The sequence below is a fragment of the Ruegeria sp. CF5 genome, assembly GCF_056537325.1.
Genome location: NZ_JBQFRI010000003.1, coordinates 187,388 through 212,762, shown reverse-complemented (window position 1 = coordinate 212,762; position 25,375 = coordinate 187,388). Strand labels below are relative to the sequence as shown.

Sequence of the window (25,375 nt, the reverse complement as noted above, 5' to 3'; positions counted from 1 at the left end):
TCACATTCTGTAGACCGGGCGCGGGCCTGTATCCTGATCTTCCCCGGCCGCCAAGGCGATGCAGAGGCCAAGAACGTCGCGGGTCTGGTTGGGTTCGATGATGCCGTCATCCCAGAGCCGGGCGGTGGCATAGTAGGGGTCGGACTGTTCTTCGAATTGGGCGCGAGTGCGGGTATCCAGTTCGGAGATATCTTCTTCAGTGGCAGGGGATTTCAAGCTGGCGCGTCGCAGATCGGTGACGACAGTCGAGGCCACGTCCGGGCTCATTGTGGCAATCCGGGCATTGGGCCATGAAAACAGGAAACGCGGGCGGAATCCTCGACCGCACATGCCGTAGTTGCCTGCGCCATAGGAACCGCCAACCAGCACTGTGTATTTGGGCACCCGTGCGTTGGACACCGCATAGACCAGCTTGGCCGAGTGCTTGGCGATGCCTCCGCGTTCGGCCTCGGCACCAACCATGAAGCCAGTGATATTTTGTAGGAAAATCAACGGAATCTGGCGTTGATCGCACAGCTCGATGAAATGCGCGCCCTTGACCGAACTTTCGGAAAACAGCACCCCGTCATTGGCAAGGATGCCAACGGGGTAGCCATGAATGTGCGCAAAGCCGGTGATCAGGGTTTTGCCGTAATCCGGTTTGAACTCGGAGAACTCCGACCCGTCCACCATGGTCTTGATCAGCGCGCGCATATCGATTGGGCGTTTGAGATCAACCGGGGCGTGATCTTGAGTTTCTCCGTGGGTAGGCGAAGGGGGACAGCTGGCCTGAGAAGGAGGCGTGATACGGCGGCAGTCACCTAAATTGGCGATGATCTCGCGGAGCTTTTGCAGGGCGGTTTCCTCATCCGCTGCAATATGGTCACTGACACCAGAGACTTGCGTGTGCATTTCCGCCCCGCCAAGGGTCTCGCCGTCCACAATTTCGTTGATCGCGGCCTTGACGATGGGTGGACCACCCAGATGGATGCGCCCGGTGCCCTTAACCAAGATCACCTGATCCGAGAGCGCGGGTATGTAGGCGCCACCTGCAGTGCAGCCGCCAAAAACCACCGAGATCTGCGGGATGCCTGCAGCCGACATCTGGCACTGACGCCAGAAGCCGCCGCCGAAATGATCCTGGTCGGGAAAGACGCGATCCTGCTCAGGTAGAAAAGCGCCGCCGCAATCCACCAGGTAGATGCAGGGCAAACGATGTTGCTGGGCAATTTCCTGCGCTCTGGAATGCTTGCGCACGGTTTCGGCAAAGAAGGACCCACCCTTAGTGGTCGCATCATTTGCGATAATCATGCAGCTGCAACCATGGATCATACCGATGCCCGTAACGATCCCGGCACCGGGTACTTCACCGCCGTACAGGCCATGCGCCGCAAGCGGGGACAATTCCAGAAACGCGCTTCGGGGATCGAGGATCATCTCGATCCGATCACGCACGAACAGCTTGCCACGCTCATTATGGCGGGCGCGGAACTTCTCTCCGCCCCCTTGTGAGGCATGCATGTGCCTTTCCCTCAGTTGGGCAACCAGATCGGTGATGTCCGTCATAGTCGAATCCCTTGCTCTAATTTTGGGTTGTAAAACTACCTAACGACCGTTAGAAAAGCTGTCAACAGGCCAAACCAACGGAGAATCGCCATGACGGCACTCGGATTTGACGCCACGACCTCCAGCAGCTTCTTTTTCGAGGAGGAGCACCACATGTTGCGCGCCCAGGTGCGCCGTTTTGTCGAAGAGGAAATCAAACCTCACGCGGAGGCATGGGAAGAGGAAGGGGCCACGCCCCGCAAACTCCTACGCAAAATGGGTGAGCTCGGGTTCTTTGGTATCACTTACCCTGAGCAATATGGTGGTTCGGACATGGACGAACGCGCCACGGTCGTTCTGGCCGAAGAGTTGGGGCGCAGCACCTATGCCGGAGTGGCGATCACTGCGCTGGTTCATACCGACATGGCGTCGGTCCACATCTTCAACGCCGGCAATGAGAAACAGAAGCAGAAATACCTGCCCAGGGTGATCTCTGGAGAGATCATTACTGCAGTGGGGGTGACGGAACCTGATGCCGGGTCGGATGTGAAAGGCATTCGCACTACGGCACGGCGTGAGGGCGACCACTACGTCCTGAATGGTGCCAAAACCTTCATCACAAACGGGGTGCTTGGCGACGTGTTCTGCGTCGCCGCCAAGACCGACCCGAAAGGCACGCCAAGCCAGAGCGTCACAATGTTCATCGTCGAAAAGGGCGTGGAGGGGTTCACGGTCTCACGATCCTTGAAAAAGCACGGCTGGAACAGTTCGGACACGGCAGAGCTGTCTTTCGTGGATGTTCGTGTGCCGGTTGAGAATGTGCTTGGTCAGGAAGGCCGAGGTTTCTACGAAATCATGAAGAATTTCCAGAACGAACGGTTGGTTCTTGGTGCGATGGCCATGGGCGAGGCGCAAGCTGCAATCGAGTTGACCGTGCAATATGTGAAGGATCGCAAGGCGTTTGGAGCACCTCTCTGGGACAAACAGGTGATCCGCAAGCGGCTTGCCGAGCTTTCAGCCAAGGTCGAAGCCGGGCGCCAGATGATCTATGCCACCGCGGCAAGAGCAGCAGCGGGTGAAGACCTGGTGCGTGAGGTTTCGATGATCAAATCCTACTGCGGCGAATTGGTGAACGAGGTCATGTATGCCTGCGTCCAATACCACGGCGGTATGGGCTTCATGCGTGGAAGCGCCGTCGAACGCATGTCGCGCGATGCCCGTGTTCAGTCCATCGGCGGCGGCGCAACGGAAGTCATGCTGGAAGAGATCGCCAAACGGATGTGATCCCCTTGCAGTTGGAACAGGAGTTGGAAAGACTCCTGTTCCGAAGTTCAGGAGAGTGATCGTGCCCGAGACCACGCAAAAACCGCGCCAAAAAACCAAAGCCGCGACCGCACGCCAGGAAATACTTGCTGTTGCCGCAAGCAAGATGCGCCGAAATGGCTATGCTGAAATGTCCCTAAGGGACCTGGCCACCGAGGTCGGCATGAAAGCGGGAAGCCTGTATTACCATTTCCCCTCCAAAGATGCGCTGGCCACCGAAGTCATGCGCCTTGGGGTCGAGGTAGTTCAACAGGCTGTGCAAAAGGCATTGGAGGAACAGGACGAAGCTACGGCCCGAAACCGCCTGATTACCGCAATGCGCGTTCACTTAGAAACTCTGCTGTCGGCAAGTGATTTCTCTTCGGCCCACATTCGTTGCTATCCGTTCGTGCCGGATGCGGTGCGCGCCGAATTGACAGAAGTGCGCAAAGGCTATGACCGAGACTGGGATGACATCATCTCGGCCTATCTGGGCCCCTCGGCAGAAGCGGCACAGATACGACATCTACGCCATACCCTGTTGGGGGCGCTCAACTGGTCGCTGGAATGGTTCGATCCGAACCGGGACAGTGTCGATACCTACATAGTCTCACTGGCTCAATTGCTTCCTGAATAGGAGAAACTGATGAAGCTCCCCCCTCATGCCTTCGGTTCCTGGCTGTTTGTGCCCGGAGATGACACGAAAAAGCTGTGTAAGGCTTTGGGGAGTGATGCGGATGTGTTGATACTGGACCTTGAAGATGCCGTGACCCTCGACAGGAAGAGTATTGCACGTTCGTTGACCTCGGCGGCGCTACGCAAAAAGGCACAACCTGCGCGCTATGTCCGGGTTAATGACTTGTCTACGGGGCGTACGGCTGAAGACGTGGCCGAAACGATTGCGGGACGCCCCGATGGCTATGTTCTGCCGAAATGCGAAGGGCCACAGGATATCGAAGCCTTGGCGGTTATAATCCGATCTCATGATCCCGAACATCTGCCCGGCATCCTGGCCATCTGCACGGAGACAGTCCGCGCAGTGCGCAACCTGATGCGGCTGGATTGGTCGCACCCGATGCTGATGGGCTTGGCCTGGGGCGGAGAGGATCTTAAGGCAGACATTACCGCGTACGCGAACCGATCAGACGAAGGCCACTACCTCTCGCCCTTTGCCATGGCCCGTAATCTAGCCCTTTTTGCAGCACGGGACGCGGGCGTGTTGGCAATTGATGCCGTATACACCGATTTCCGAAATGAGGCGGGTCTCGTCGAAGAAGTACGGCAAGCAAAACAGTCCGGGTTCGATGGCAAGATGGCCATTCACCCGGTCCAGGTCGGGCACATTCGAGCAAATCTTAGGCCCGATCAGGCTGAAAAGAACTGGGCCGCGAAGGTTGTTGAATTGTTAGAAGCAACCGAAAACGGCGTGGCTCAGTTGGATGGTCAGATGCTTGACCAACCCCACCGGAAGTTGGCACAAAAAATTCTTGACAGTGCTTGATACCCGAACAGCATCCCTTCTCAATCGAATGTGTTTCGAAAGGGCAACTCGGAGCAAAGCCAACGTTAGCAATCATTGCTGCAAAAGCCCGCATTCCGCCGACCCGCGGATTTGAATTGTCCCCTTCGGGCTGCGACCTGCCAATTGAACTGATTGCAGAATATGGCAACTTCGAACTCTTGTTTCCGATTGCCTTCAGGTAAACGATTCTAAGCCATCGCCGAGCAATTTTTTGTTGTCATTTTAAGACGTTTCTTGAGATTCTGGTCGACCTTCTGAACCGTCTCGATTGAACCAGCCGTTTTCCTGGTGTTGCTCCACAAGCCAGGCTTCAATCTGTTGCGCCAGATTTTCGGATAGTCCGTCCAACTGTTCTTGCTTCGTGCGCACATAACCTGAACCAGCGGCGAAAGACGCCAGTGTCGTGTCTTCAAACACTGTGAATTGCTTGGGTTGATCGGTCAGTTTATGGCGTGCCGCATCATCCCAGACAGAAACCTCGGCAATCAGAGCCGATTTTGGGCTCAGCAAGATTGGTATACCCGGCGGGGCCAGCATGTAGCCCCCAATACTGACTGCAATATGATAAAATCGGGTGCCGGGGTAGTCACCAAACCGTTCGTCAATTGCCTGGTCCACACTACGCTTCAGTTCCAGTTCGGAAGCCCGGCGCGAGAGCGGGATGCTACCGGCGGAATCGGCGACTACGACGCTGTGTCCCAGCTTGAAGTCACCAAGGTTTTTGGGTGCATCGACCAACCGGCCCGTGCTGCACCCCGCGGCTAGAAACAGTACCGCAATCTTTAGTAGTTTTTGCATGGCGCTACTGGTGTTTCAGTTCTGAACGAGCAAGTTTTTCCTGATCGCTTCGACCTCTTCATCACTGATGCCGAGAACATCGCGACGATAGGTATCGAAAGAGCCATGAGCATCTTTGACCGCCTGGATGGAAGCCCTGATTTGTTCCGGATGCGCGCCGAAGGCGGGGCGTAGCGAGTGAGGGCCCATGCCAACAAGATGCTCCAGCTCGTCATAGGTAAAGGCATTGGTGGTGAGGTAGTCGCGCAGAGCGTCTTCTTCGGAGTAGCCCAAAGTCAGCATGGTGATGGCGGCCATGAATCCCGTGCGGTCCTTTCCCCCGGCGCAATGAAAGAGCATCGGAAAGTTGTTCGCATCTGTCAGCAAATGCAGGAACCGCGACACTTGCGGATCAAACTTGGTTGCAAAGTCCTGGTAGCGGTCGATCCTGATCTGGCGCAGATCTACATTGTGATCCGCAAGCAACCGGTCGATCTCCTCGAACTTTCCGTCGAACCACATCGGACGGATTTGCGACGCGATCTCTATAGGCATGATCTTGGCGATGTCGGCGGGGTCTGATCCTATAGGCAGATTGACGGTGAAATCTACGGAAGGAATCTGCGCGTTCGGGTGTGTTTTCAGTTCTTCCGGGGCGCGCAAATCAACGATGGTTTCTATGCGAAGGCTATTCAACTTGGCAATGGCGACGTCGGAAAGGTCATCCAATTGATCCGAACGAAAGAGAACACCAGGCTTGATCCCCTTATCCGGCGTCGTGAGTTCGCGAAAATTCTCAAGCCCCTCAACCGGATGGGTAACTTTCACGTGTTCACACTCCGATGGCAGATCAATGTCCAAATCAGTGTTGCAGGCGTTAGTTTGCGCGGTCGCTGTGCCGACAGAGAATGTGCACGCAATTACCGCTGCCAAACTTAGTGGGGAGTGCGCCTTCATACCGTGTTTCCTCAAAGTAGATATCTGGTGATCAGACGCTCTTTAATCAGAGGCAGGGCCGATATAGAAAGTTAAAGTCCATATAAAATTCCGATAGAGTTTCGAATGCCCGAAATCGAACAGTTACGCGCTTTTGTCACCGCAGTTGAATGCGGCTCGTTCTCGGCCGCTGCACGAAAGCTGGGAAAAGCACAATCTGCCGTTAGCGCGACGATCTCCAATCTGGAGATTGATCTAGATCTGGATCTGTTCCACAGGGATGGCTATCGCCCAGTGTTAACGAAATCCGGTGAATCAATTCTGAGGCACGCAAGGTCGGTGTTGAGCAGCATAGACATGCTTCGCGGGCAAGCTGAGGCGCTCTGCGGAACTGTTGAGCCCAAATTTTCCTTCTTTGTCGAAGACGGTTTGTTGGTGGATCGGGTTCGAAGTCTGATCTCAGGCATGGCCGACAGATTCCCAAGCGTAGAACTCCAGGTAGAGCAGCTTTCGAGGTCTTCTGTTCTAAACGCAGTTGAAACAGGTGAAGCGGACGCTGTTTTCGTAAGTGAGGCGCCAAAGGGAGCGCGCAGCTACAGGTGTCTGGGCGTCGGGTTTCAGAGGATCGTGCCCGTGTGCCACGTTGACCACCCGCTGGCTAGGCTGGCAACTGTAGGCCGGCAAGATCTGTCGCAATACCGTCAGGCAGTCGAACGAAATTTAGAACCGAAAACCACAGGCGAACGCGTGTTCAGCCCTAATATCTGGATCTCAAACACCCCGACCACCAGAAAGGCACTTGTGATAGAACGCCTGAGCTGGGCCGAATTGCCAGTCGTTTCGGTGGAGCAAGAAGTCTTGCGCGGCGAGTTGAAGGTTCTGGAGTACGAATTCGCCCAGAACGCGATCCTAAAGACGGTGGATTTCCTTGCTACAAACGCGACCGATCAAGGACCTGTAATGAGGTGGTTGACGAGTGAAATCACATCCTGGGATCAGCGCGCCTGGGTTGGCGATCATCAAGTTGGCAGGCGATAGCAAAGCCGAAGTTCTAGAAAACAACGAGAACTCACCATTTGTCCGGTCAACCGTTATGCGACACTGTGGTTCTCAATGCCCGGTCCATGCGAGAATTCAGCGGTCTGCAATGGCGGCGTCTTGGAGAGAAAGCGCGTTCTCCAAAACAAAAAGTCATTGCCTGATCCCGCTGCGGCCGACGATGGCCATCATGGTTCCTGTCATGGTGGCTATTACCTTCTCGGTCCCGCCCTTGACCGCATATGCAGTTGCATTCACCACGGTCAATGTGCGCCCAGGTTTGACCACCTCCGCCCGGAACAGGAACCTGTCGCCATCTGCAGGGGCAAGCAGGTTGGTTTTGAACTCGACGGTTAAAATCGCGGCATCGTCCTCCATCAGCGAAAAGGCCGCATATCCACACGCGCTGTCGAGCGCTGTCGAGACGATGCCGGCATGAATGAAACCGTGTTGCTGCGTGAAATCCGGACTGTAGGGCATCATCAATTCGATCTTTCCCGGTTCAAGAGCGACGATCTCAATGCCCAGCGAACCCATCGCGGGCTGTTTGGCAAAACTGCTGCGAACTTTCGCCTGATAATCGGCACTTCTGGGTTTGTGTTCCGACACGCCTGCTCCCTCCATACTGGCTGTTCATCAATCGAACGAGATAGCCAATCGTATGGTGGAACCTGGGTCGCGGTCTTGAACGAAATGGACAGAGTGGGCCTTCCACAGATTGGAAAATTGCCGGGGCGTCTTGCCGGACATTTTACGAAAGTCTCTGGAAAAATGGGGTTGGTCCGAATAGTCGCAACCATAGGCGATGTCGCTCAGGCTTTGGTCGTTTTTTGCCAATTCAGTCAAGGCCCTATGAAACCGCGACAAGGTGTTGTGCCGTTTGGGAGCTAACCCGGTTAGAGCCTGAAAGCGACGGCGCTCGGTGCGCCTGCTCATGGGACGGTCAGGGCGAAATCTGTCCGCTTGCACAGACCCTTGACGCTCAAGATTCAGGAGGTCGCACAGGTTTCGGGTTGCAGCCCGGAATTCGGTTTCGAGCTCGGCAAAAGGCAGGTCCGCCTTCATTAGCTTCATGTGCTTTTGCTTTATTTTGGCCAGATCATCCGGGGCAATGGCCTGCAACGCTTCGCCAATACAACAGCGAAATTTGGCACCAAAGACCCACCCATTGTCCGGAGCCATTCGCTGACGGGGCGCAGTTCCCGGTGGTGTCACCATAATTTCGGGCTGCCCTGAACATGCGCGGGCATCATAGGCGAAGCGAACGGTTGTCAGATGCGACGCGAATTCTGTTTGGCTTATCCGGCTAAACTTACCTCGATCTCGCAGAATAAATGCACATTCCAACGCAGCCGTTTGATCCGCCGCAGGGTCAAATTCAAGGTAGAACGCGTCGGAGGGATGGGTATGAGGCAAAAGGCGTCTTTCTTTGCGGTGCTTTATGTCAAGCAAGCGGTAACGACGACATCTCGTCAAGAAAAACGCCGGGTCGCCAGTTCGCGTTTCCATCGTTGTTTGATTGGGACACAGGGTCAGAACCAAAGAACACGGGGGGCTTGAGCGAGTATCGGTGTGCAGGCGCAATCGCTGAAGCAGCGCGTCGTCGTAAGGTTCTGAGCGACCGCTCTTGGATAGTGGATGAAATGCACATCAAAGTGAAAGGCACGTGGGCCAATCTCTATCGCGCTGTATATAAACACGGCAAAACCCTGGATTTCATCCTGTCCAAGTGGCGAAATAAGCCAGCCGCCTGATTAACCTTCAGCACAGAGCCGCACTCAAGGCGTGTTCTTCGCAACTGTTTCAGACAGCACACATATAAGCTCAAACATCAAAGATATACCCAGCCAGGCCGTGCCACCTGCAGCATCAAAAGGAGGCGCCACCTCAACCAGATCAGCCCCAATCAGATTGACACCCGCCAGCTCGCGGATCACTTGCTGCGCTTGAAAACTGTTCGGCCCGCCGATTTCAGGCGTGCCGGTTCCCGGGGCATAGGTCGGATCAACAAAGTCGATATCATAGGTGCAATAGGTCGGCTGTTTGCCGACAATCTCTCGCACTTCGGCCATGACATGCGGGATGCCACGTTCGAACAATTCCTCGATGCGGATGATGCGAACGCCCTGATCGATACCCCAGTCAATATCCTCGGTATTATACGCGGTGCCCCGTATTCCGACCTGCACAAACCGGTGCGGATCGACCAGCCCTTCCTCGATAGCGCGGCGGAAAGGCGTGCCGTGAGTGAATTTATTTCCGCCGAAATAGCTGTCGAACAGATCGGTGTGGCTGTCGAATTGTATCAGACCAAGCGGGCCGTCAGCCGCCAGTGCCCGCAGGATCGGCAAAGTCACCAGATGGTCGCCACCTGCCGTCATCGGGGTGATGCCGTTCGCCTTCAAATTAGCGTAGAACGCAGTGATCCGATCCAGACTGTCGTGGATGTCCACCGGGTTCGGCGGCACATCCCCCAGATCGGCACAATTGACAGATGAGAACGGACTGACGCCCGTGGCAGGGTTCATTGCGCGGATCATGGTGGAATAGTCACGCAGTTGGCGCGGCCCGTGCCGCGCACCGGGGCGGTTAGTGGTACCACCATCCCAGGGCACGCCGACCAGACCCATCTGTACCTCGGAATATCGCGGATGATCCGGCGTCAGAGCGGGCAGCCGCATGAAGGTCGGTACGCCTGCAAACCGTGCCAGTTCCATTGCCGAAACCGGTTGAAAGAAATCGCTACCCTGCTTGTTCACTGTGCTGTCTCCGTCTTCACGTTTTCCGCCACCATCGAGATCATTTCAAACATGATCGCCGAAGCCGTCAGAGCCGTGATCTGATTGGGGCTGTCCTTGGTCGGCATCATGCAAACGATATCACCACCGACGATGTTCATCCCGCGCGCCGCGCGCAGCAGGGTTACGGCCTCGTCAATGTCGAACCCTTTTTCACCTGGTTCCAAGTTCGACACAGCAGGCGCGATCGACGGATCCAAACAGTCCAGATCAAAGGTGATATATACTGGCCTGCCTTCCATGACGTCCTTTATTTGCTCCACGACATCCTCAATCCCGCGTTTGCGGAATTCCTTCATCGTCACGACGTTGTAGCCGTAGTCATACGAGGGCTGCAGCCAGTCCAGTGTGCGCGCGTGGCCGCGCAGACCAATCTGCATCGAATGGTGCGGATCGACATTGCCCTGATCGACAAGATAAGCGCCCCAATGGGCGGCCGATTTCTTGGCGCCGAGGAAGTGATCAACCTTTGTGAAGACATCCGTATGGGCATCGAAGTGCAGAAAACAGACCGGCTCGCCTCCCGTTATATTGCCGCGTCCCAGCGCCTGCACGATGCCCCCGGTGATCGAATGATCGCCGCCGACCGAAATCGGGCGGGCCCCCGCCGCGTCGATTTCGTTGTAGAACCGGGTAATCTGCTCGATACAGTCTTCGTTGTCATTGGCGCGGGGAAAGGGCACATCTCCGACATCGGCAATCTTCGCCGCGGTCCATGGGTCAATCTGAAACTCACTATGCACCCTCCGCGCAACCGAGGATACGTTGCGCAGCGCGCGCGGGCCAAGGTGCTGATCCCGCTCAGTGGTTCCATTGCCAGCGGAGTGCGGCACGCCTACAAGGGCGATGTCCAGCCCTTGCGGGCCTTCGTTAGGACATCGGAACATGGTCGGAATACCCCACCAATAGAGATTGTCCATCATGGATTTCAGATGTTCGTCAGCCATTCCACAATTCCATTTTGACCTTAAAAGAACGCCCCGGCGCAACAGTACGCCGGAGCAGTTGGGGGGAGGAAACCTATGACCTGCCCACCTTACGGCGGTACATGCCTTGGGCTATCCGGTCGATCACCATGGCGCAGAACAGAATGGCCAGACCGCCCAGCAGCCCCTGTCCCTTGGCCGCGTATTGCAGCGCTTCCAAAATCAGCGCGCCCAGGCCCTCGGCCCCAATCAGCGAGGCGATAACCACCATCGATAGCGACATCAGAATGGTCTGGTTGATACCCGTCATGATCGACGGCAGCGCAAGCGGCAGTTCGACGTTGAAAAGCAATTGCCGTTTCGAACAACCAAAGGCGATTGCGGCTTCTTTGGTGGTTTCCGGCACACCGCGCATTCCAAGCGCCGTCAGGCGGATAACGGGAGGCATGGCAAAGACCAGCGTTGCCAGAACGCCCGGTGGTTTGCCGGTGCCGAAAAAGGCGATGATCGGGATCAGATAGACAAACGCGGGCATGGTCTGCATAAAGTCCAACACCGGCTCGGCAAAGGCATAAGCGCGTTTGGATTTGCCGAACCAAATGCCCAGCGGAATACCGATCACAATGCAAAGGAACGCCCCGGCGCCAATCAACGCGATGGTGATCATCGACAGTTCCCACAGGCCCATGAAGGCGAGATAGGCCAGCGATGCGGCCGTAAAGATCGCCACCCTTGGCCCTGCAAGCCGCAGTGCCAGCACCACGGTTACAAACATCACCACGGGCCAGGGCGTCTGGATCAAAAGGATTTCCAGCCCATCCAGCACCCAGCGGATACCGGCGGTTACCCCGTCGAATACATCGCCGAAATTGTTAGCCAGCCAGTCGAAACCCGCGTCCCCTTTCTTGGACAGATAGGCGAAGTACTCGCGACCCACAGGGAATTCTGTGATTGAAATCCGATCCCCCAGCAGCCCGCCGGTCAGCTTGGCGACAAAAGCGTTAGGATCAGCGACGGTAAAGCGGATCAAGGTCAGCGGCCAGATTGCCAGTAGACCCAGCAGACCGAACATGATGCTTGAACGGTTGATACCTGCCTGTTCCTTCTGCGAAGCGCGCCAGCGCAGATACTGCGCCTCATAGGCGTAGTTGGCATAGAACCCCTCAGCCAGCTTGACCAGGACCAGCAGGACCAAACCGGTGATCAGGATACCGGTTGCTTCGTTTGAGGCAGCATTCGCGGCCTCAAACGCCTTATCCGCTGCACCGCGCAGGTTATCGGCGATCTTCAGTTTGGCATCGGCGCCTGCAACGTCCCCCGAGGCGGTCAGCTCGGCCGCCTGCGCCTCTCGCTTGGCGATATTTTCCAGCAAGCGGTTGTAGCGCTCCAGTTGGTCGGCCCCCAACTGGCCCCACAAGCCTCGGCCAAGTTGCACTAGCGCAAAAAGTTCCAGTACCAGAAAAATCCAAAAGAAGCCCCAGGCCCCACGCGCCGCGCCCCAGATCGGACCGAACACAGCAGCCATCGTGTTCCACGACCAGGCAAAGCCGGTCTGGCCTTGTATTTTAGCGAACTCGGTAGCGTAGTATTCTGCGTTTTCGACCGCAAAAGCCTCGACGCTGTGGTTCTTGACCACCGCATCCCCCGCGCCCATCATTCCTGTTTCTGTCATGGTTGCATCGGTCATGCCTTGCCCCCCTGAATACCTTTCAGCAGCGTTGCCCGATCGACCACGCCGATATCTGCACCGTCATCGCTGGTGATGACGATCACGTTGTCAGTGGTGATGGCGATATCGATCAGATGATCTAGATCGGTGCCGTGATGCGCGCGAGGGCTTTCATCGAAATTCACCGGGCGCGAGGGCACATATTCGCTGATCGGCACCATGATCGAATGGGCAAAGACCAGCTTCAGCTTGGAAATACCGTCCACAAAGTCACGTACATAGTCGTCGGCGGGTTGGGTCACGATTTCCTCGGGCGTACCAATCTGCACGATGCGTCCGTCTTTCATTATAGCAATACGGTTGCCGATGCGGATCGCCTCATCCAGATCATGAGTAATAAATACGGTGGTTTTGTGCAGTTCAGCCGACAACGCCATGAACTGATCCTGCAATTGACGACGGATCAACGGATCAAGCGCAGAAAACGGCTCGTCCATCAGCAATACGTCAGGATCCGAGGCCAAGGCCCGCGCCAATCCGACCCGTTGCTGCATGCCGCCGGATAGTTCTCTTGGGAACCGGTCCTCATACCCCGTCAGGTTGACCCGTTCCAGACAGCGCTGCGACACTTCCCAGCGTCGCGATTTTGGTTCGCCACGTACTTGCAGGGGAAAGCCTACGTTGTCTCGGACGGTACGGTGCGGCAGCAGCGCCATGTGCTGAAATACCATGCCGATGTTGTTGGCACGCATGTCGCGTAACTCATTGTCGGACAGGTTCAACATGTCATTGCCCATCACGTCGATACTGCCTGCAGTGGGCTCGATCAGTCGGTTCAAATGGCGCACCATGGTAGATTTACCAGACCCCGACAGGCCCATTACGCAGAAAATCTCGCCCCGTTTCACGGAAAACGAAACGTCGGCGATCCCCACCACGCAACCGAACTCCTGCAATACTTCAGGTTTGCCAAGGCCCCTTTCGCGAATGGCCGACATGGCTGCATCTGCGTTGGGGCCAAATATCTTCCAGACACCGTCCAGAGTGATTACGTCGTCTGTCATGGCTTGCTCCCGGCCTGACCAAAGATGTTTGGGAGTGTTGGGCGGCACGAAATTCGTGCCGCCCGGTGATTGTCAGTTGAACCAGGAATCCACCAGATCGGTGTTTTCATCGACCCACTGACGGGCGTATTCCGCCGGATCAATCCCATCCACGGACAAGGCATAAACGATCGCATTAACCTGATCAGTGCTCAGCTTGACCTTGGACAGCATATCCGCCGCCTCGGGCTGCGCCTCTTCCAATGCCGAGGAGTAGAACACGTGCAGCTTGGCCGCATCCCACGCGGTCGGTGCGGTCGAAACCTCCAGCCAGTTTGGGTCATCCGTTGGCTGGGTAATCGACCACTGCGCCTCGTCATAGGCAGGCTCAGTCAGCGGCACCAAATCATAGAGCGAGAACATGTGATGCGGCGTATAGCAGTAGAACACGATGTTCTGACCCTGCGCGACGGCATTGTCGACCTGCGCCAGCGCCAGTGCCTCGTCCATTTCCATCAAGTTCATGGTCTCGGCATAGCCATAGGATTTTGCCCGGATTTTCTCGACATTGGTCGAGGCCCAGCCCGCGCCGCCGATCCACATCTCGCCCAGACCATCACCATCGGTGTCGAAATTTGCCGCCATGTCCGGATCGGTCAGATCGCTGAGCGCGCTGATACCGGTCCGTTCCTGAGTGTCCTTGGTGACGCAGATCTGCTGGTCGGACAGAACAGCGTTCGGGTTGAATTTGACGCTGCCTTTTTCAGTGACAAACGTGTCATGCAAGTTCTGCTGGTTAGGCAGCCAAACCTCGGGATGGACATGCATCGCACCGGAATCCATCGCCTCGAAGATGATCGGGTTGGTACCATTCTGCAGCTCAACCGACAGGCCAAGGTTATCCTCCAGCGCGACCTTGAGGATATGCGCCGTACCGCGGACCGAGGCCCAGTTAGGTACACCGATGATAACATCCTCGGCCAGCGCGGTGGTACCAAAGGACATCGCCAGAGTTGCGGAAGTCAGTGTTTTCCAGACTTTCATTGTTTTGATCTCCTGATCTGTTGGACATTTTTTGTTATTGCCGCTTCAAACAACCGGTTCCGGTGCCAGTGCGGATTGGTGCGACAGCGCCAGCGCCGCCTGAAACAGAACATTGCAGCCCGCCGTCAAATGCTCGGGCTCAGCCCATTCCGCCTCGTTGTGGCTGAGGCCATCTTTGCAAGGAACGAACACCATTGCGGTGGGCACTTTGCGCGCAATCATGCAGGCATCGTGCCCGGCACCCGACACCATGCGGCGATGGGGATAGCCCAAGGCGCGGGTGGCGGTTTCAATGGCATCGACACAGCGCGCATCGAACCGGACCGGCGGGTTGTGCCAGATCATCTCGGGCTCCACACGCGCCTCGGTCTCAGCCAGCGCGGCCTTGCAAAAGGCGCTATCCATGGCGCTAAGAACCTTGTCGTCGGGATTGCGAAAATCGATGGTGAACTTCACCTCACCGGGAATGGTGTTGCGGGAATTGGGGCTGACATTCAGCTCGCCCACTGTACCGACCCCATCCGGGCCATGGGCCAGCGCGATCTCTTGCACCGCGTTGATCATCCGCGCGGCCGCGACCAGCGCATCGCTGCGCCCCGGCATCGGGGTGGATCCGGAATGCGCGTCGCGGCCGGTCACCTTGACATCATACCAGCGCTGCCCCTGCCCGCCGGTGACAACGCCGATGACTTCACCATGACGCTCCAGCACCGGACCCTGTTCGATGTGCACCTCCAGAAACGCGCCCATTTCATGTGCGCCGCAGACTTCGGACCCGGCATAGCCAATTCGGTTCAGTTCTTCCCCCAGGCGCAGCCCGTCAGCATCGGTACGCGACAGCGCAAAGTCCAGTTCGAACAGCCCGGCATAAACGCCGGAGCACAGCATGGCGGGTGCAAACCGCGCGCCTTCCTCGTTGGTCCAGTTGACAACTTCGATGGGCGCGTCGGTTTCAATCCCGTGATCGTTCAGGCTGCGCACCACCTCCAACCCGGCTAGCACACCGTAGACACCATCGAACCGCCCGCCATGGGGCTGCGTGTCCAAATGGCTGCCGATGGCAATTGGCGGAAGATCGGGCTTGCGACCGGGACGGCGGGCAAACATGTTGCCCAGCCGGTCGAATGTCACGCTGCACCCCGCCTCTTCGGCCCAGCGGGTGAACAGATCGCGCGCAATCTGGTCATCGTCGGTCAGTGTCAGTCGCCCGCAGCCGCCTGCGGGCAATGCACCGATCCGCGCCATCTCCATCAGGCTCTGCCACAGGCGATCGCCGTTGATCCGCAGATCGGTTATCATGCGTCTTCGCGGTGCAGTGCCTGACACAGGCAATGTACGCCGCCACCACCGAGGGTAAACATCGACATGTCGGGGTCATAGACTTCGAAACCCAGCGCGCGCATCTTGGCGTTCAGATCCGTAGCCCCGGCCATCGACAGAACTTTGTTACCGCCCAAAGCCACCAGATTGACGCCCAGGTTCTTGGCCTCTCGGTATTCGACGTCGACGATCTCGATACCCCAGCCTTTGACGATATCGACCAACCAAGGCTCCATCGCGTCAACACAGGCCACGGCCAGTTTCTTGGCCAGAGGCACAATCAAACCGTCCATATGCACGAATTCGCGGCTGATCGGGGCTACAACAGCCTCCCACCCTTCGGCCCGAACAAATTCGGCCACCTGTTCCGAGCCTTCCTGTTCGGACCTCTCGCCGCAATATCCGATCAGCACGCGGCCCGGTTCGATGATGTTGAAATCACCGCCTTCGAAATGGCCAGCCGTAGCGAATTTCCAGATCGGAATGTTGTTTTCCTGATAGAACTTGATCGCGGTGGCGTAATCCGCCCGACGACATTTTAGCTGCATATGGCAGATCAGAGCCCCCCAGGGCGTCATGGCCGAACTGTCGCGGGCAAAGAAGTTGCGGTGCAGCACCTCGTCACTGTCCAGATAGTGACAGGTCACACCGTTTTCTTCGTAGATCGAGACCATCTCGGCATGTTGCGCCATCGCCAGTTGCAGATCGAATTTCACGCCTGTCTTGTGCGCATTGGCCAACGTGCGCCCGATCAGAGGACCAGCCTCGACCCATTTGAAATATTCGGGGCGACCCAGCAGAATATCCGTCAGCTTGGCATAGTCGTTGTTGATGCCCCAGTTTTGTGAGAGCCCGCCATCTAAACCCATATTGCTCATATCCTCCCATGGGTAAGCATTTCGAGCCCGAGCGTCGCATGGGATTCATTTTGATTAAATTACAAAGTAAGGGACTTAACTTTTACAAATATACAAGTATAATCTGCTTATGCTTCCCCCTTCCCATTCAAAGGCTGACTTACATCTGCTCTACGTCTTCTCTGTCGTTGTGGAAGCACGTGGGTTTTCGGCAGCGCAAATCGTGCTGAATGTCTCCGCATCGACAATTTCCCGGCAGATATCCGACCTCGAAACCCGTCTGGGCATGCGATTGTGCCAGAGAGGCCGAAAGGGCTTTCGACTGACGGACAAAGGGGAAATCGTCTATGCCGCTTCTCGAAAGCTGTTTGCCGCGCTCGACCATTTCGGCGAGGCGGTGGATGGCACACGTGGAAAACTCGTCGGTCGCCTTTCAGTTGCCGCGATAGACAATTGGGTATTCAACGATGATGCTCCAATTATGGGTGCGCTCACCGAATTTACCAAGATAGCCCCAGACGTATCAATCGAGCTGCATTCTCTCGCGCCCGACGATATCGAAGTCGCAGTTCAAGACGGTCACGTCGCCATAGGTGTAGGAGTGTTTCACAAACATAAACCTGGGCTGATTTATGAGCTTCTTGGAACCGAGAAAATCGGCCTCTATTGTGGAAAGGGACACCCTTTGTTCGACGCTAAGGCGCCAGCAGATTTTGAGCGTCTTTTGTCAGAAGCAAATTATTGCAAGCGCGCCTATTTGAACGAGGACATTGTGGCCCCGATTTCATCTGGATTGCGATCAAACGCTTGCGCACATCAGATTGAAGGAATTGCGATGCTGGTATTGACCGGCAGATATATTGGGTACTTACCCGAAAGCTTCGCCGACATCTGGGTACGTGATGGAAAATTGCGAGCAGTCGCAGGAGGTACGTTCGATTTGAAGTCAGATATAAAGCTTGTCCGGAAGCGTGGTGGGGAACCAAATTTAGTTAGCAAGACCTTCATCCAACTCTTAAAGGGCTCGAGGCAATGAACAAATTTGTCCGGGATTTCTTTCTTCTACCCAAACAATGCTTCGTGTTTGCGCGCAAAATTGGTCTGTCGCGATCTGGAAGAAATCATGGCGGAACGTTGTGTTGAACTGGATCTCGCGACGTTGAACCGCTGGGTGGGCAAATACGCTGTGCTCGTGGCTAAGGCCGCGAAATATCGAAAGCGTGCTGCGGATCGTTCTTGGCGCTTAGATGAGACTTGAGCCTCCCCAACTAAACTCAACAAGTATCGAGCCGCACTCATACTTCAGAGCGGTTTGCGACTGAACCATCACATCTTTGTAGCTGAGTTTCGTATGGCAGAGTTTCTTTCAATCACCCTTGCCTCTAGCATTTCAGCTTCTGGTCTCTCCTGAGTAGAAATCCACCTCGCCAATGCGGCCGCTGCCCTTTCGCCCATTCGGGAAACCGGAAGATGAACTGTGGACAAGGAAGGAACAGCGACGGCAGAGCTCGGCAGATCATCCAGGCCCATCAAAGATACGTCTCCCGGAACACTTACTCCTTTGGATTGAAGGCCAAACAAAACTCCTAACGCTACGACGTCCGAAAGGCACAGAATAGCGTCCGCCTTAACCGAGTTGCTTACGATGCGCGCAGCTGCCTCGGCCCCACCGCGAAGACTGATTTCAGTCTCGACTGTTGCGAGTTCACCATTCCAATCCACCGCGCGTAGCCCAGAAAGCCGAGCTAGTGTCCGGTCATTATTGTGAACCGGGCCGTGTACCACGGTGATTTCCCGATGCCCTAGTTCAATGAGGTGCTGCAATGCCAATTGGGCCGCGGCCTTGTTGTCGTATCCGATCGTTGGCAAAGGATTGGAGCCGTCAAAATAGGATGTGATGATCGTGGGGATCATCGTACGTTCGACAAGTTCGTGGAACTCATCGGAATGGGTTGCGCCGGTAACGATCAGGCCTTCTGCCCCAATATCGACAAGCCCCTTCGCCTTTTTGGCTTCTATCTGCAGGTCAGAGTCAGTCGTGGCCACAATCAACGATAACCCATCTTCGGAGAGTTTTCGCTCCAGAGCGGCCAAAAACCGAGCGAAAATGGCGTTGTCCAGTGTTGGAACCAGCGCGCCTACAAAACGCGTACGGCCAGAGTTAATTGCTCGGGCAGCCGCACTAGGGACGAATCGAAGCTCAGCAATTGCTTTCTGAACTTTTTCCAGTGTGTCCTTTTTCACCACCCCCGGTTCGTTCAGCACCCGCGACACCGTTGCGACTGATACGCCGGCAGCTTTTGCTACATCTCTGAGATTTGCGCGTTTTTTCAGCGCCGGGTCTTTTTTCGTCACTTGATTGTGCATCCCATTTGCCGGGTTTCAACGAAAGTGTTGACATATGTAACTAGTTTCATCAACCTCTGTAACTAGTTTCATAACTGAGAATCTAACAGAGACATGCAAGGTTCTGCCGTCTTACACGAGTTCACGAATTCCGGGTTCATAAGCCCCGGACGGAGATTCCCCGGGTTCCCGAGGACTTCGGGCGTCCGAAGATATGTCTTGGCATCTCGAGAAGCGATCCGCCTAAAGATGGGCCCAGGTGATTTGTTGTCATTGGAAGCGACATCGCAGACACAGCCTCTGGAAATTGTTGCATTTCTCGACGGGCAAACGGCGCTCGCTCATCTGGGCTTAGAGGCAAACGGAGCAGTTGATAACAACGAGTTCAACAGCGAGCCACTCGCAGGTTGGATTGGTGCGAATGGCGGGAACCCAGCGCAAGAGGCTCCAAGTTCCAGGGTAATGCCCTCTGTAGAGCCGCTGGTCTTGCGCACTGACAAACCCATCACAGTTTGGCTGATCCGGCCAACTCCTATTTCCGGCTTGATTGAAGGAACCGGTTCTGGCTGTGTCGCGATTTCTCATACGATTGCAGCTTCAAGCGAGCCTTTGCTGCCGCCCCTTTTGGGCGATACGCGAGACGAATTCACTGTGCCGCGCGGTACGGGGCTTTCATACGAGCTGAAAGCCGGTGAATTTGTTCAAATCATCGATGTAGAGGGGCAGCAGTGCTCTGACTTCATGGCGCTCCGATCCGACGGATTGGATCGCGGAGCCGAATGGATGATCGACTCGACCGCGACGCGTTCGATGGTGCGACGCGCCTATCCGGGCCCCGGGTTGCTGGACAAGTTCTATGACAGTGAGATGCGGCCGCTTCTCAATGTGGTTCAAGATACCTGTGGGCGTCACGATACGTTCGGTCTGGCCTGCACCGCCCGCGGTTATGAAGAGCGCGGCTTTCCCGGCCACGTGAACTGTTCCGATAACATGTCAAATGCGCTGGCGCCTTACGGTGTCGCGCTTCGGACAGCTTGGCCTGCGATCAATTTCTTCTGGAACACGTGGATTGACCCGGCGACGCACCACATCCTTACCGAAGAATCCTATTCTCGCCCCGGCGATTATGTCGCCATGCGCGCAATGGAGGATCTGGTGTGCGTTACAACCGCCTGCCCGGACGATATTGACCCAATCAATGGCTGGAATCCGACGGATGTGCACGTGCGCATCTACCGTCCGGAAACACCGATCCGCCGAGCGGTTGCCTATCGTGAAAAGGAAGATGCCCCGATGTCGATCAGTCAGGAATCCGCATTTCATGACCGGCTTGCCCCTCTGACCCAGCAATTCGCACCTGCTCGCGATTTGTGGGCACCTGTCAGCTTTCCCGCGCACGGTACATTGGGCGAGTACTGGGCATGCCGCGAGGCCGTGACGGTGCAGGACATGAGCGGGTTACGCAAATTCGATATTGTCGGTCCGGACGCCGAAAAATTGCTGCAGCAGGCAACCACGCGAAACGTCGCCAAATTGGCGGTCTGGCGTGGATCTTACACGTTGATGTGTGACGAAAGCGGGTCGGTCATTGATGACGGCACGCTTTTCCGGCTTGCGCCCGAGATTTTCCGCTGGTGCTGCGGCTCCGAAGAAAGCGGTCGGGCGCTGCAAGCATTAGCAACGGATCTGGACCTGCAGGTTCGGGTACACGCAATGCAGAACGCAATGCCGAACCTTGCCATTCAGGGGCCAAAATCTCGCGACCTGCTACGCAAGATCGCCTTTACTCAACCACACGTGCCTTCGTTGGATGACCTGAAGTGGTTCGGGGCCACGATCGCCCGCCTCAATGATCGGGAGGGCGCGCCATTCATGCTCTCGCGCTCGGGGTACACCGGAGAGCTGGGCTACGAAATCTTCTGTTCCAAGTCTGACGCGATTGCGATCTGGGACGCGGTTATGGAAGCGGGTCAAGAATTTGGAATTACACCCATGGGCTCGGCTGCGCTGGATATCATCCGGATCGAAGCCGGGTTGGCCGCAGCAAATGCTGAATTTGCACACGGGGTCGACGCATTTGAGGCAGGTCTGGGCTTTGCAGTCGATTTGAAGAAAACCAGTTTCACAGGCAAATCCGCGCTTGAAAGAAACGCAAGAGAGCCGCGTCGCGCGCTCAAAGGTTTGCTGATCGGCTGTGATGATGTGCCCGCCCAAGGCTCCCCGGTCTTTGCAGGCGAACGCCAGGTCGGCGTGGTCACCTCGGCCACCCGCTCACCGATGCTGGAACACGCAATCGCCATGGCACGTTTGTCAGTCGAGCATGCAGAGAACGGCACACAGTTAGAAGTAGGTCAACTTGACGGACGAATGAAGCGCCTGGGGGCAACGGTATCGGACATTCCATTCATAGACCCGCAACGCAAGCGGGCGCGCGCCTGATGGCGCAATCAACACAACGCAACGGGAGAAAAATGACATGAGAAAACTGACTTCACTGACAGCAACCCTGGCTCTTGCCCTTGGGGCTACTTCAGCGTTGGCGCAAGAGAAGGTCATGGTGGGCGAACCCAGCTGGCCCGGCGCAAAAATCATGAGCCGGGTCATCGGTCAGGTCATCGAAACACGATTGGGAGGAGAAGTCGGGTATGCGCCGGGCGCCAATGCCGTGATTTTTGCTGCCATGGACGGCGGGCGTGGCGACATTGATGTGCACCCTGATGTCTGGTTGCCGAACCAGTCTTCTTTCACCGACGAATATGTCGATCAGAAATCCACCGTTGCGCTGTCTTCCGGCAACTATGAGGGCCGTGCAGGAATCTGCGTTCCGAACTACATGGTCGAAGATCACAATATCAAATCGATCTACGATCTGGCCACGCCAATGGCGCAGGAGCTGTTCGACTCGGACGGTGATGGCATGGGCGAAGTATGGGTCGGTGCGTCCGGCTGGGCATCGACCAACACCTTCAAGGTTCGCGTGCGCGACTATGGCATCGAAACCTTCCTGACACCCACAACTGAGGACGAAACCGTTTTCTATTCTCGACTCAAGGATCAAATTGATCAGAAAAAGGGCGCTGCATTCTATTGCTACGCACCGCATTACGTGCACGCGCTCTATGATGTGACGATCCTAGAAGAGCCTGAGCACGACGCGGCGACATACAAGATGGTTCAACCGGATCAGGACGCCGACTGGTATAACAAATCGCATGTCAGCACAGGCGAGCCTGTGAAAACCGTGACTGTTGCCCATTCTAAGTCGTTGGAGCAGCGCAACCCGGCTGCGGCTTCTTTCCTGAGCAACATCAACATGGATGCCGATCAGCTCAGTGGCCTGACATACGAAGTCGTGGTCAAGGGGCGCGACACCGATGAGGTTGTCGCCGAGTGGATTGCTGCGAATGGCGATATGGTCGACGGCTGGCTTGGCCTGAAAACCAACTGATACCGACGGGCCCCCGGCCAATTTCCGGGGGCACAATCTGCAAGCTAGACCAAAGTGGGGCCAGTATGACGGCAGATATTGCAATCGATGCACGTGGCGTTTGGAAGGTGTTCGGCGCACGAGCACAGGACGCGCTGAAAGCCATTCACAGCGAAGGGCTGAGCAAGGCCGAAGTGCTAGAGCAATTCAACTGCGTTGTCGGTGTTGCCGATGCCAGCTTTGAGATTGAGCGCGGTGAGCTGTTTTGCGTCATGGGCCTGTCCGGGTCGGGCAAGTCGACCCTGGTGCGCCACGTAAACCGCCTTTTGGAACCTACCGACGGCCATATCTACCTGGACGGCGATGACGTGATGGGCCTGAACGACGAGGGCCTTCGCGACTTGCGGAACCGCCGCGTTGCGATGGTGTTCCAGAACTTTGGGCTGATGCCCCACCGTACCGTCCGCGACAATGTCGCCATGCCTCTGGAAATTCGTGGCACCGGAAAGGCGCGTCGCTGGGAAGAGGCAGATCGCGTTCTTGAGTTGGTGGAGCTTAACGGCTGGGAAGACAAATACGCACATGAGTTGTCCGGCGGCATGCAGCAGCGAGTCGGCCTTGCCCGTGCCATTGCTGCGGACCCTGAGATCCTGTTGATGGACGAGCCGTTCTCGGCCCTAGATCCACTGATCCGCAAGCAATTGCAGGATCAATTCATGGATCTCAGCCACAAGCTCAACAAGACTACGATGTTTATCACGCACGATCTTGATGAGGCGATCCGCATCGGCCACCGCATCGCGATCATGAAGGACGGGCGCATCGTCCAGATCGGCACGCCCGAAGAGATTATTCTGAACCCGGCCGATGATTACGTCGCCGACTTCGTCGCCGGGATATCCAAGCTCAACATGATCTTCGCTCATTCGGTGATGAAACCTGTCGACGAATTTGAGGCACGCCATGGAGAAGTGCCCGATGACGCCAAAGAGGCGCATCCCGATATGGACTTGTCCGACCTGATGAACCTTTGCGTTGAAGGACACGGTGTGGTGGCGGTCACGCAAGGTGGCAAGACCGTGGGTGTGATCAACCGCGCGGGTCTTATCCGGGCAATCCAAGACAGTCAGGCATAAGGGGGCCGTGATGAAACACGTTGATGCACAACAGGTTCAACCCGAAACCGCCTACCGTCTGGAAGGTTTGATCGGCGACTTCGTCGGACAGAACCAGACCTATTATCAAAAGACTTTCGCCTACATGATGCAGGCGCCAGGCTACCGGTTCACCCTCAATAAGGCTGCGGCCATACTGGGCCCGATCTGGTTCGGGGCACGTGGCCTCTGGTCGTGGTTCTTGGGCTTTCTGGTCCTTGAGACGCTCGCCTACATTCAAATTGGCTTGGGGCTTTTCGGCGATCTCGGGCGGGAATTCCGCGAGCGGGCTGAACAGATTGAACAAACCCTGGCATTGCGACGCCAACAGATCGAGGCCGCAGAACAATCCGGCGCTGCTTCGCTGGACTCCCTCAAACGCGCAGCAGAGTCTCTGGAGGGCGCATTGGCCGGAGCGCAGGAAGCTGCCCAAAGTGCAGACTCCACCGGTATTACTTATCTAGCGGTGGGGATTGTCCTGCTGCTCGCGGTGAAGTTCCTGGCGGCATCGTTGGCCAACTGGACGCTGGAAGGTCAGTTCGCACGTTGGCGGTCGGATTCCAGTGTGGCGCATGGATGGTCCGGGACCCGGATGGTCGTTGCCTCCGCTTTGACTTTGGTGGTCGTCGTGTTGTCAGCCATCAAGTTTGCCCAACCTGATGCGCTGGCCGTTTTGAAAACCTTCCCAACCAACCGGGACTGGCGGCTGAATGTCGGAGACGGCGTACAGGCCGTCTTTGAGTGGACCAAAACAGCCGGGCGGGGATTCTTCGACGGGCTGACCTATGGAATGCGTACGCTACTGGACTGGATTGAAGTCGTTCTGGTCGATACCCCCTGGCCGGTAGTAGCGCTGGTTATCATCATGTTGGCGTACCTTTCCGCAGGAGCACGCGTTGCGATCTTCACCGGTGCAGCACTGGCTTATCTCGGACTTCTGGATTTCTGGGAAAAAGCAATGACAACCATTGCGTTGCTCGGAGCGGCCGCGTTGATCTCGATCACGCTGGGAATACCACTTGGTACCTATTGTGCACGCCGTCCGCGCGCGTTTGCGATCGTGCGACCAATTCTGGACTTCATGCAATCAATGCCGTCATTTGTGTATCTTATCCCGGTTGTTGCTTTCATTGGGTCCGGCAAACCGGCCGGTGTTGTGGCGACAATGATTTTCGGCAGTCCTCCAGTGATCAGGTTTACTGTTCTTGGATTGCAACAAGTGCCTGAAACGGTGCGTGAGGCCGCAATGGCTTTTGGTGCAACACCAAGCTACCTACTCTGGCGTGTCGACCTGCCATTGGCACACAAGACAATAATGGCGGGCGTAAACCAGACCATTCTCATGTCTCTTGCCATGGTTGTTGTGGCGTCACTGATCGGGGCAAAAGGTTTGGGTGAGGATGTGTTGGAAGCGCTGCAATATGCTGCGGCAGGTCAGGGCATATTGGCAGGGCTCGCCATTCTGTTTTGTGCTCTAATTCTGGATCGTATTGTGGCCGGTAAGAAATGAGCCCTATTGCGAATTGGATATCAACCAAGGGTTCTGTCGCTAACTTTTTGTGGGCCACATAGATGGGGTTGATAAGCTGACTATCCCGCCATTAGTGCGAACTGGTGAATATCCGGAGTCTGGGCATGAATTGACCTTTGCGGATCAAATTGACCAATTCGATAGGCTCTGTTGCGTAGAGG

Annotated in this window: 22 protein-coding genes and 2 pseudogenes; 11 read left to right on the top strand and 13 right to left on the bottom strand. The window is 56.1% G+C overall.

Going from position 1 to position 25,375, the window contains the following annotated elements; all coding sequences use genetic code 11:
* Positions 1-1,545: an acyl-CoA carboxylase subunit beta gene (locus tag ACR0NW_RS10365; RefSeq protein ID WP_480791666.1), complete on the bottom strand. Its 1,545-nt coding sequence runs from the start codon at positions 1,543-1,545 to the stop codon at positions 1-3.
* Between the two features lie 90 nt (positions 1,546-1,635).
* On the opposite strand from ACR0NW_RS10365, the gene ACR0NW_RS10360 reads away from it, so the two are divergent.
* The 3 genes from ACR0NW_RS10360 to ACR0NW_RS10350 all read left to right on the top strand — a co-directional run bounded on the left by ACR0NW_RS10360 (position 1,636) and on the right by ACR0NW_RS10350 (position 4,327).
* The gene (locus ACR0NW_RS10360; RefSeq protein ID WP_480791665.1) at positions 1,636-2,808 is read left to right on the top strand and encodes an acyl-CoA dehydrogenase family protein; all 1,173 of its coding nucleotides are present in this window, start codon (positions 1,636-1,638) and stop codon (positions 2,806-2,808) included.
* Positions 2,809-2,869: 61 nt separating this feature from the next.
* Positions 2,870-3,463: a TetR/AcrR family transcriptional regulator gene (locus ACR0NW_RS10355; RefSeq protein WP_480791664.1), complete on the top strand. Its 594-nt coding sequence runs from the start codon at positions 2,870-2,872 to the stop codon at positions 3,461-3,463.
* 9 nt (positions 3,464-3,472) lie between these two features.
* Complete coding sequence (locus ACR0NW_RS10350) at positions 3,473-4,327, top strand: HpcH/HpaI aldolase/citrate lyase family protein (protein ID WP_480791663.1); 855 nt, start codon at positions 3,473-3,475, stop codon at positions 4,325-4,327.
* A 243-nt stretch (positions 4,328-4,570) separates the two neighbouring features.
* On the opposite strand, the gene ACR0NW_RS10345 is transcribed toward ACR0NW_RS10350, so the two are convergent.
* Together ACR0NW_RS10345 and ACR0NW_RS10340 are read right to left on the bottom strand one after the other, a co-directional pair.
* Positions 4,571-5,086 (bottom strand): hypothetical protein, encoded by a 516-nt coding sequence (locus ACR0NW_RS10345; RefSeq protein WP_480791662.1) that lies wholly within the window; start codon positions 5,084-5,086, stop codon positions 4,571-4,573.
* A gap of 75 nt (positions 5,087-5,161) precedes the next feature.
* On the bottom strand, positions 5,162-6,082 hold the full coding sequence (locus tag ACR0NW_RS10340; RefSeq protein ID WP_480791661.1) for a tyrosine-protein phosphatase: 921 nt from the start codon (positions 6,080-6,082) through the stop codon (positions 5,162-5,164).
* Between the two features lie 105 nt (positions 6,083-6,187).
* Here ACR0NW_RS10340 and ACR0NW_RS10335 point away from each other — a divergent pair, with 105 nt between their 5' ends.
* The gene (locus ACR0NW_RS10335) at positions 6,188-7,099 is read left to right on the top strand and encodes a LysR family transcriptional regulator (RefSeq protein ID WP_480791660.1); all 912 of its coding nucleotides are present in this window, start codon (positions 6,188-6,190) and stop codon (positions 7,097-7,099) included.
* A gap of 153 nt (positions 7,100-7,252) precedes the next feature.
* Here ACR0NW_RS10335 and ACR0NW_RS10330 read toward each other — a convergent pair whose 3' ends face one another.
* Together ACR0NW_RS10330 and ACR0NW_RS10325 are read right to left on the bottom strand one after the other, a co-directional pair.
* Entirely contained in the window at positions 7,253-7,708 is a 456-nt protein-coding gene (locus ACR0NW_RS10330; protein WP_480791659.1) for a PaaI family thioesterase, read from the bottom strand.
* 27 nt (positions 7,709-7,735) lie between these two features.
* Complete coding sequence (locus tag ACR0NW_RS10325) at positions 7,736-8,608, bottom strand: helix-turn-helix domain-containing protein (RefSeq protein WP_480791658.1); 873 nt, start codon at positions 8,606-8,608, stop codon at positions 7,736-7,738.
* Positions 8,609-8,667: 59 nt separating this feature from the next.
* Between ACR0NW_RS10325 and ACR0NW_RS10320 the strand changes: the two are divergent.
* Positions 8,668-8,850 (top strand): annotated as a pseudogene (locus ACR0NW_RS10320) (DDE-type integrase/transposase/recombinase); the annotation flags it as partial.
* Positions 8,851-8,877: 27 nt separating this feature from the next.
* Here the strand turns inward: ACR0NW_RS10320 and speB are convergent.
* From speB to ACR0NW_RS10285, 7 genes are all read right to left on the bottom strand, one after another.
* Complete coding sequence (speB, locus tag ACR0NW_RS10315; protein ID WP_480791867.1) at positions 8,878-9,816, bottom strand: agmatinase; 939 nt, start codon at positions 9,814-9,816, stop codon at positions 8,878-8,880.
* A gap of 38 nt (positions 9,817-9,854) precedes the next feature.
* The gene (locus ACR0NW_RS10310; protein ID WP_480791657.1) at positions 9,855-10,844 is read right to left on the bottom strand and encodes an arginase family protein; all 990 of its coding nucleotides are present in this window, start codon (positions 10,842-10,844) and stop codon (positions 9,855-9,857) included.
* Positions 10,845-10,917: 73 nt separating this feature from the next.
* Positions 10,918-12,510 carry an ABC transporter permease gene (locus ACR0NW_RS10305; RefSeq protein ID WP_480791656.1) on the bottom strand — a complete coding sequence of 531 codons (1,593 nt, stop codon included), beginning with the start codon at positions 12,508-12,510 and terminating at the stop codon, positions 10,918-10,920.
* Positions 12,507-13,556, bottom strand: a complete 1,050-nt coding sequence (locus ACR0NW_RS10300) for a quaternary amine ABC transporter ATP-binding protein (RefSeq protein WP_480791655.1) — start codon at positions 13,554-13,556, stop codon at positions 12,507-12,509. Before ACR0NW_RS10300 ends, ACR0NW_RS10305 begins: the two co-directional genes overlap by 4 nt.
* A 72-nt stretch (positions 13,557-13,628) precedes the next feature.
* Complete coding sequence (locus ACR0NW_RS10295) at positions 13,629-14,579, bottom strand: ABC transporter substrate-binding protein (protein WP_480791654.1); 951 nt, start codon at positions 14,577-14,579, stop codon at positions 13,629-13,631.
* Positions 14,580-14,624: 45 nt separating this feature from the next.
* Positions 14,625-15,878 (bottom strand): Zn-dependent hydrolase, encoded by a 1,254-nt coding sequence (locus ACR0NW_RS10290; protein ID WP_480791653.1) that lies wholly within the window; start codon positions 15,876-15,878, stop codon positions 14,625-14,627.
* Complete coding sequence (locus ACR0NW_RS10285; protein WP_480791652.1) at positions 15,875-16,777, bottom strand: dimethylarginine dimethylaminohydrolase family protein; 903 nt, start codon at positions 16,775-16,777, stop codon at positions 15,875-15,877. Before ACR0NW_RS10285 ends, ACR0NW_RS10290 begins: the two co-directional genes overlap by 4 nt.
* A gap of 109 nt (positions 16,778-16,886) precedes the next feature.
* On the opposite strand from ACR0NW_RS10285, the gene ACR0NW_RS10280 reads away from it, so the two are divergent.
* Positions 16,887-17,792, top strand: a complete 906-nt coding sequence (locus ACR0NW_RS10280) for a LysR family transcriptional regulator (protein WP_480791651.1) — start codon at positions 16,887-16,889, stop codon at positions 17,790-17,792.
* A gap of 15 nt (positions 17,793-17,807) precedes the next feature.
* Positions 17,808-18,011 (top strand): annotated as a pseudogene (locus ACR0NW_RS10275) (IS6 family transposase); the annotation flags it as partial.
* Between the two features lie 71 nt (positions 18,012-18,082).
* Here ACR0NW_RS10275 and ACR0NW_RS10270 read toward each other — a convergent pair.
* On the bottom strand, positions 18,083-19,123 hold the full coding sequence (locus ACR0NW_RS10270) for a LacI family DNA-binding transcriptional regulator (protein WP_480791650.1): 1,041 nt from the start codon (positions 19,121-19,123) through the stop codon (positions 18,083-18,085).
* A gap of 441 nt (positions 19,124-19,564) precedes the next feature.
* On the opposite strand from ACR0NW_RS10270, the gene ACR0NW_RS10265 reads away from it, so the two are divergent.
* The 4 genes from ACR0NW_RS10265 to ACR0NW_RS10250 all read left to right on the top strand — a co-directional run bounded on the left by ACR0NW_RS10265 (position 19,565) and on the right by ACR0NW_RS10250 (position 25,193).
* Positions 19,565-21,541, top strand: a complete 1,977-nt coding sequence (locus ACR0NW_RS10265; RefSeq protein WP_480791649.1) for a DUF1989 domain-containing protein — start codon at positions 19,565-19,567, stop codon at positions 21,539-21,541.
* Positions 21,542-21,578: 37 nt separating this feature from the next.
* Positions 21,579-22,550, top strand: coding sequence for an ABC transporter substrate-binding protein (locus ACR0NW_RS10260; RefSeq protein WP_480791648.1), 972 nt, complete (start codon positions 21,579-21,581; stop codon positions 22,548-22,550).
* A 65-nt stretch (positions 22,551-22,615) separates the two neighbouring features.
* Positions 22,616-23,665 (top strand): quaternary amine ABC transporter ATP-binding protein, encoded by a 1,050-nt coding sequence (locus ACR0NW_RS10255; RefSeq protein ID WP_480791647.1) that lies wholly within the window; start codon positions 22,616-22,618, stop codon positions 23,663-23,665.
* Between the two features lie 10 nt (positions 23,666-23,675).
* Complete coding sequence (locus ACR0NW_RS10250) at positions 23,676-25,193, top strand: ABC transporter permease (RefSeq protein WP_480791646.1); 1,518 nt, start codon at positions 23,676-23,678, stop codon at positions 25,191-25,193.
* Positions 25,194-25,375: the final 182 nt, after the last annotated feature.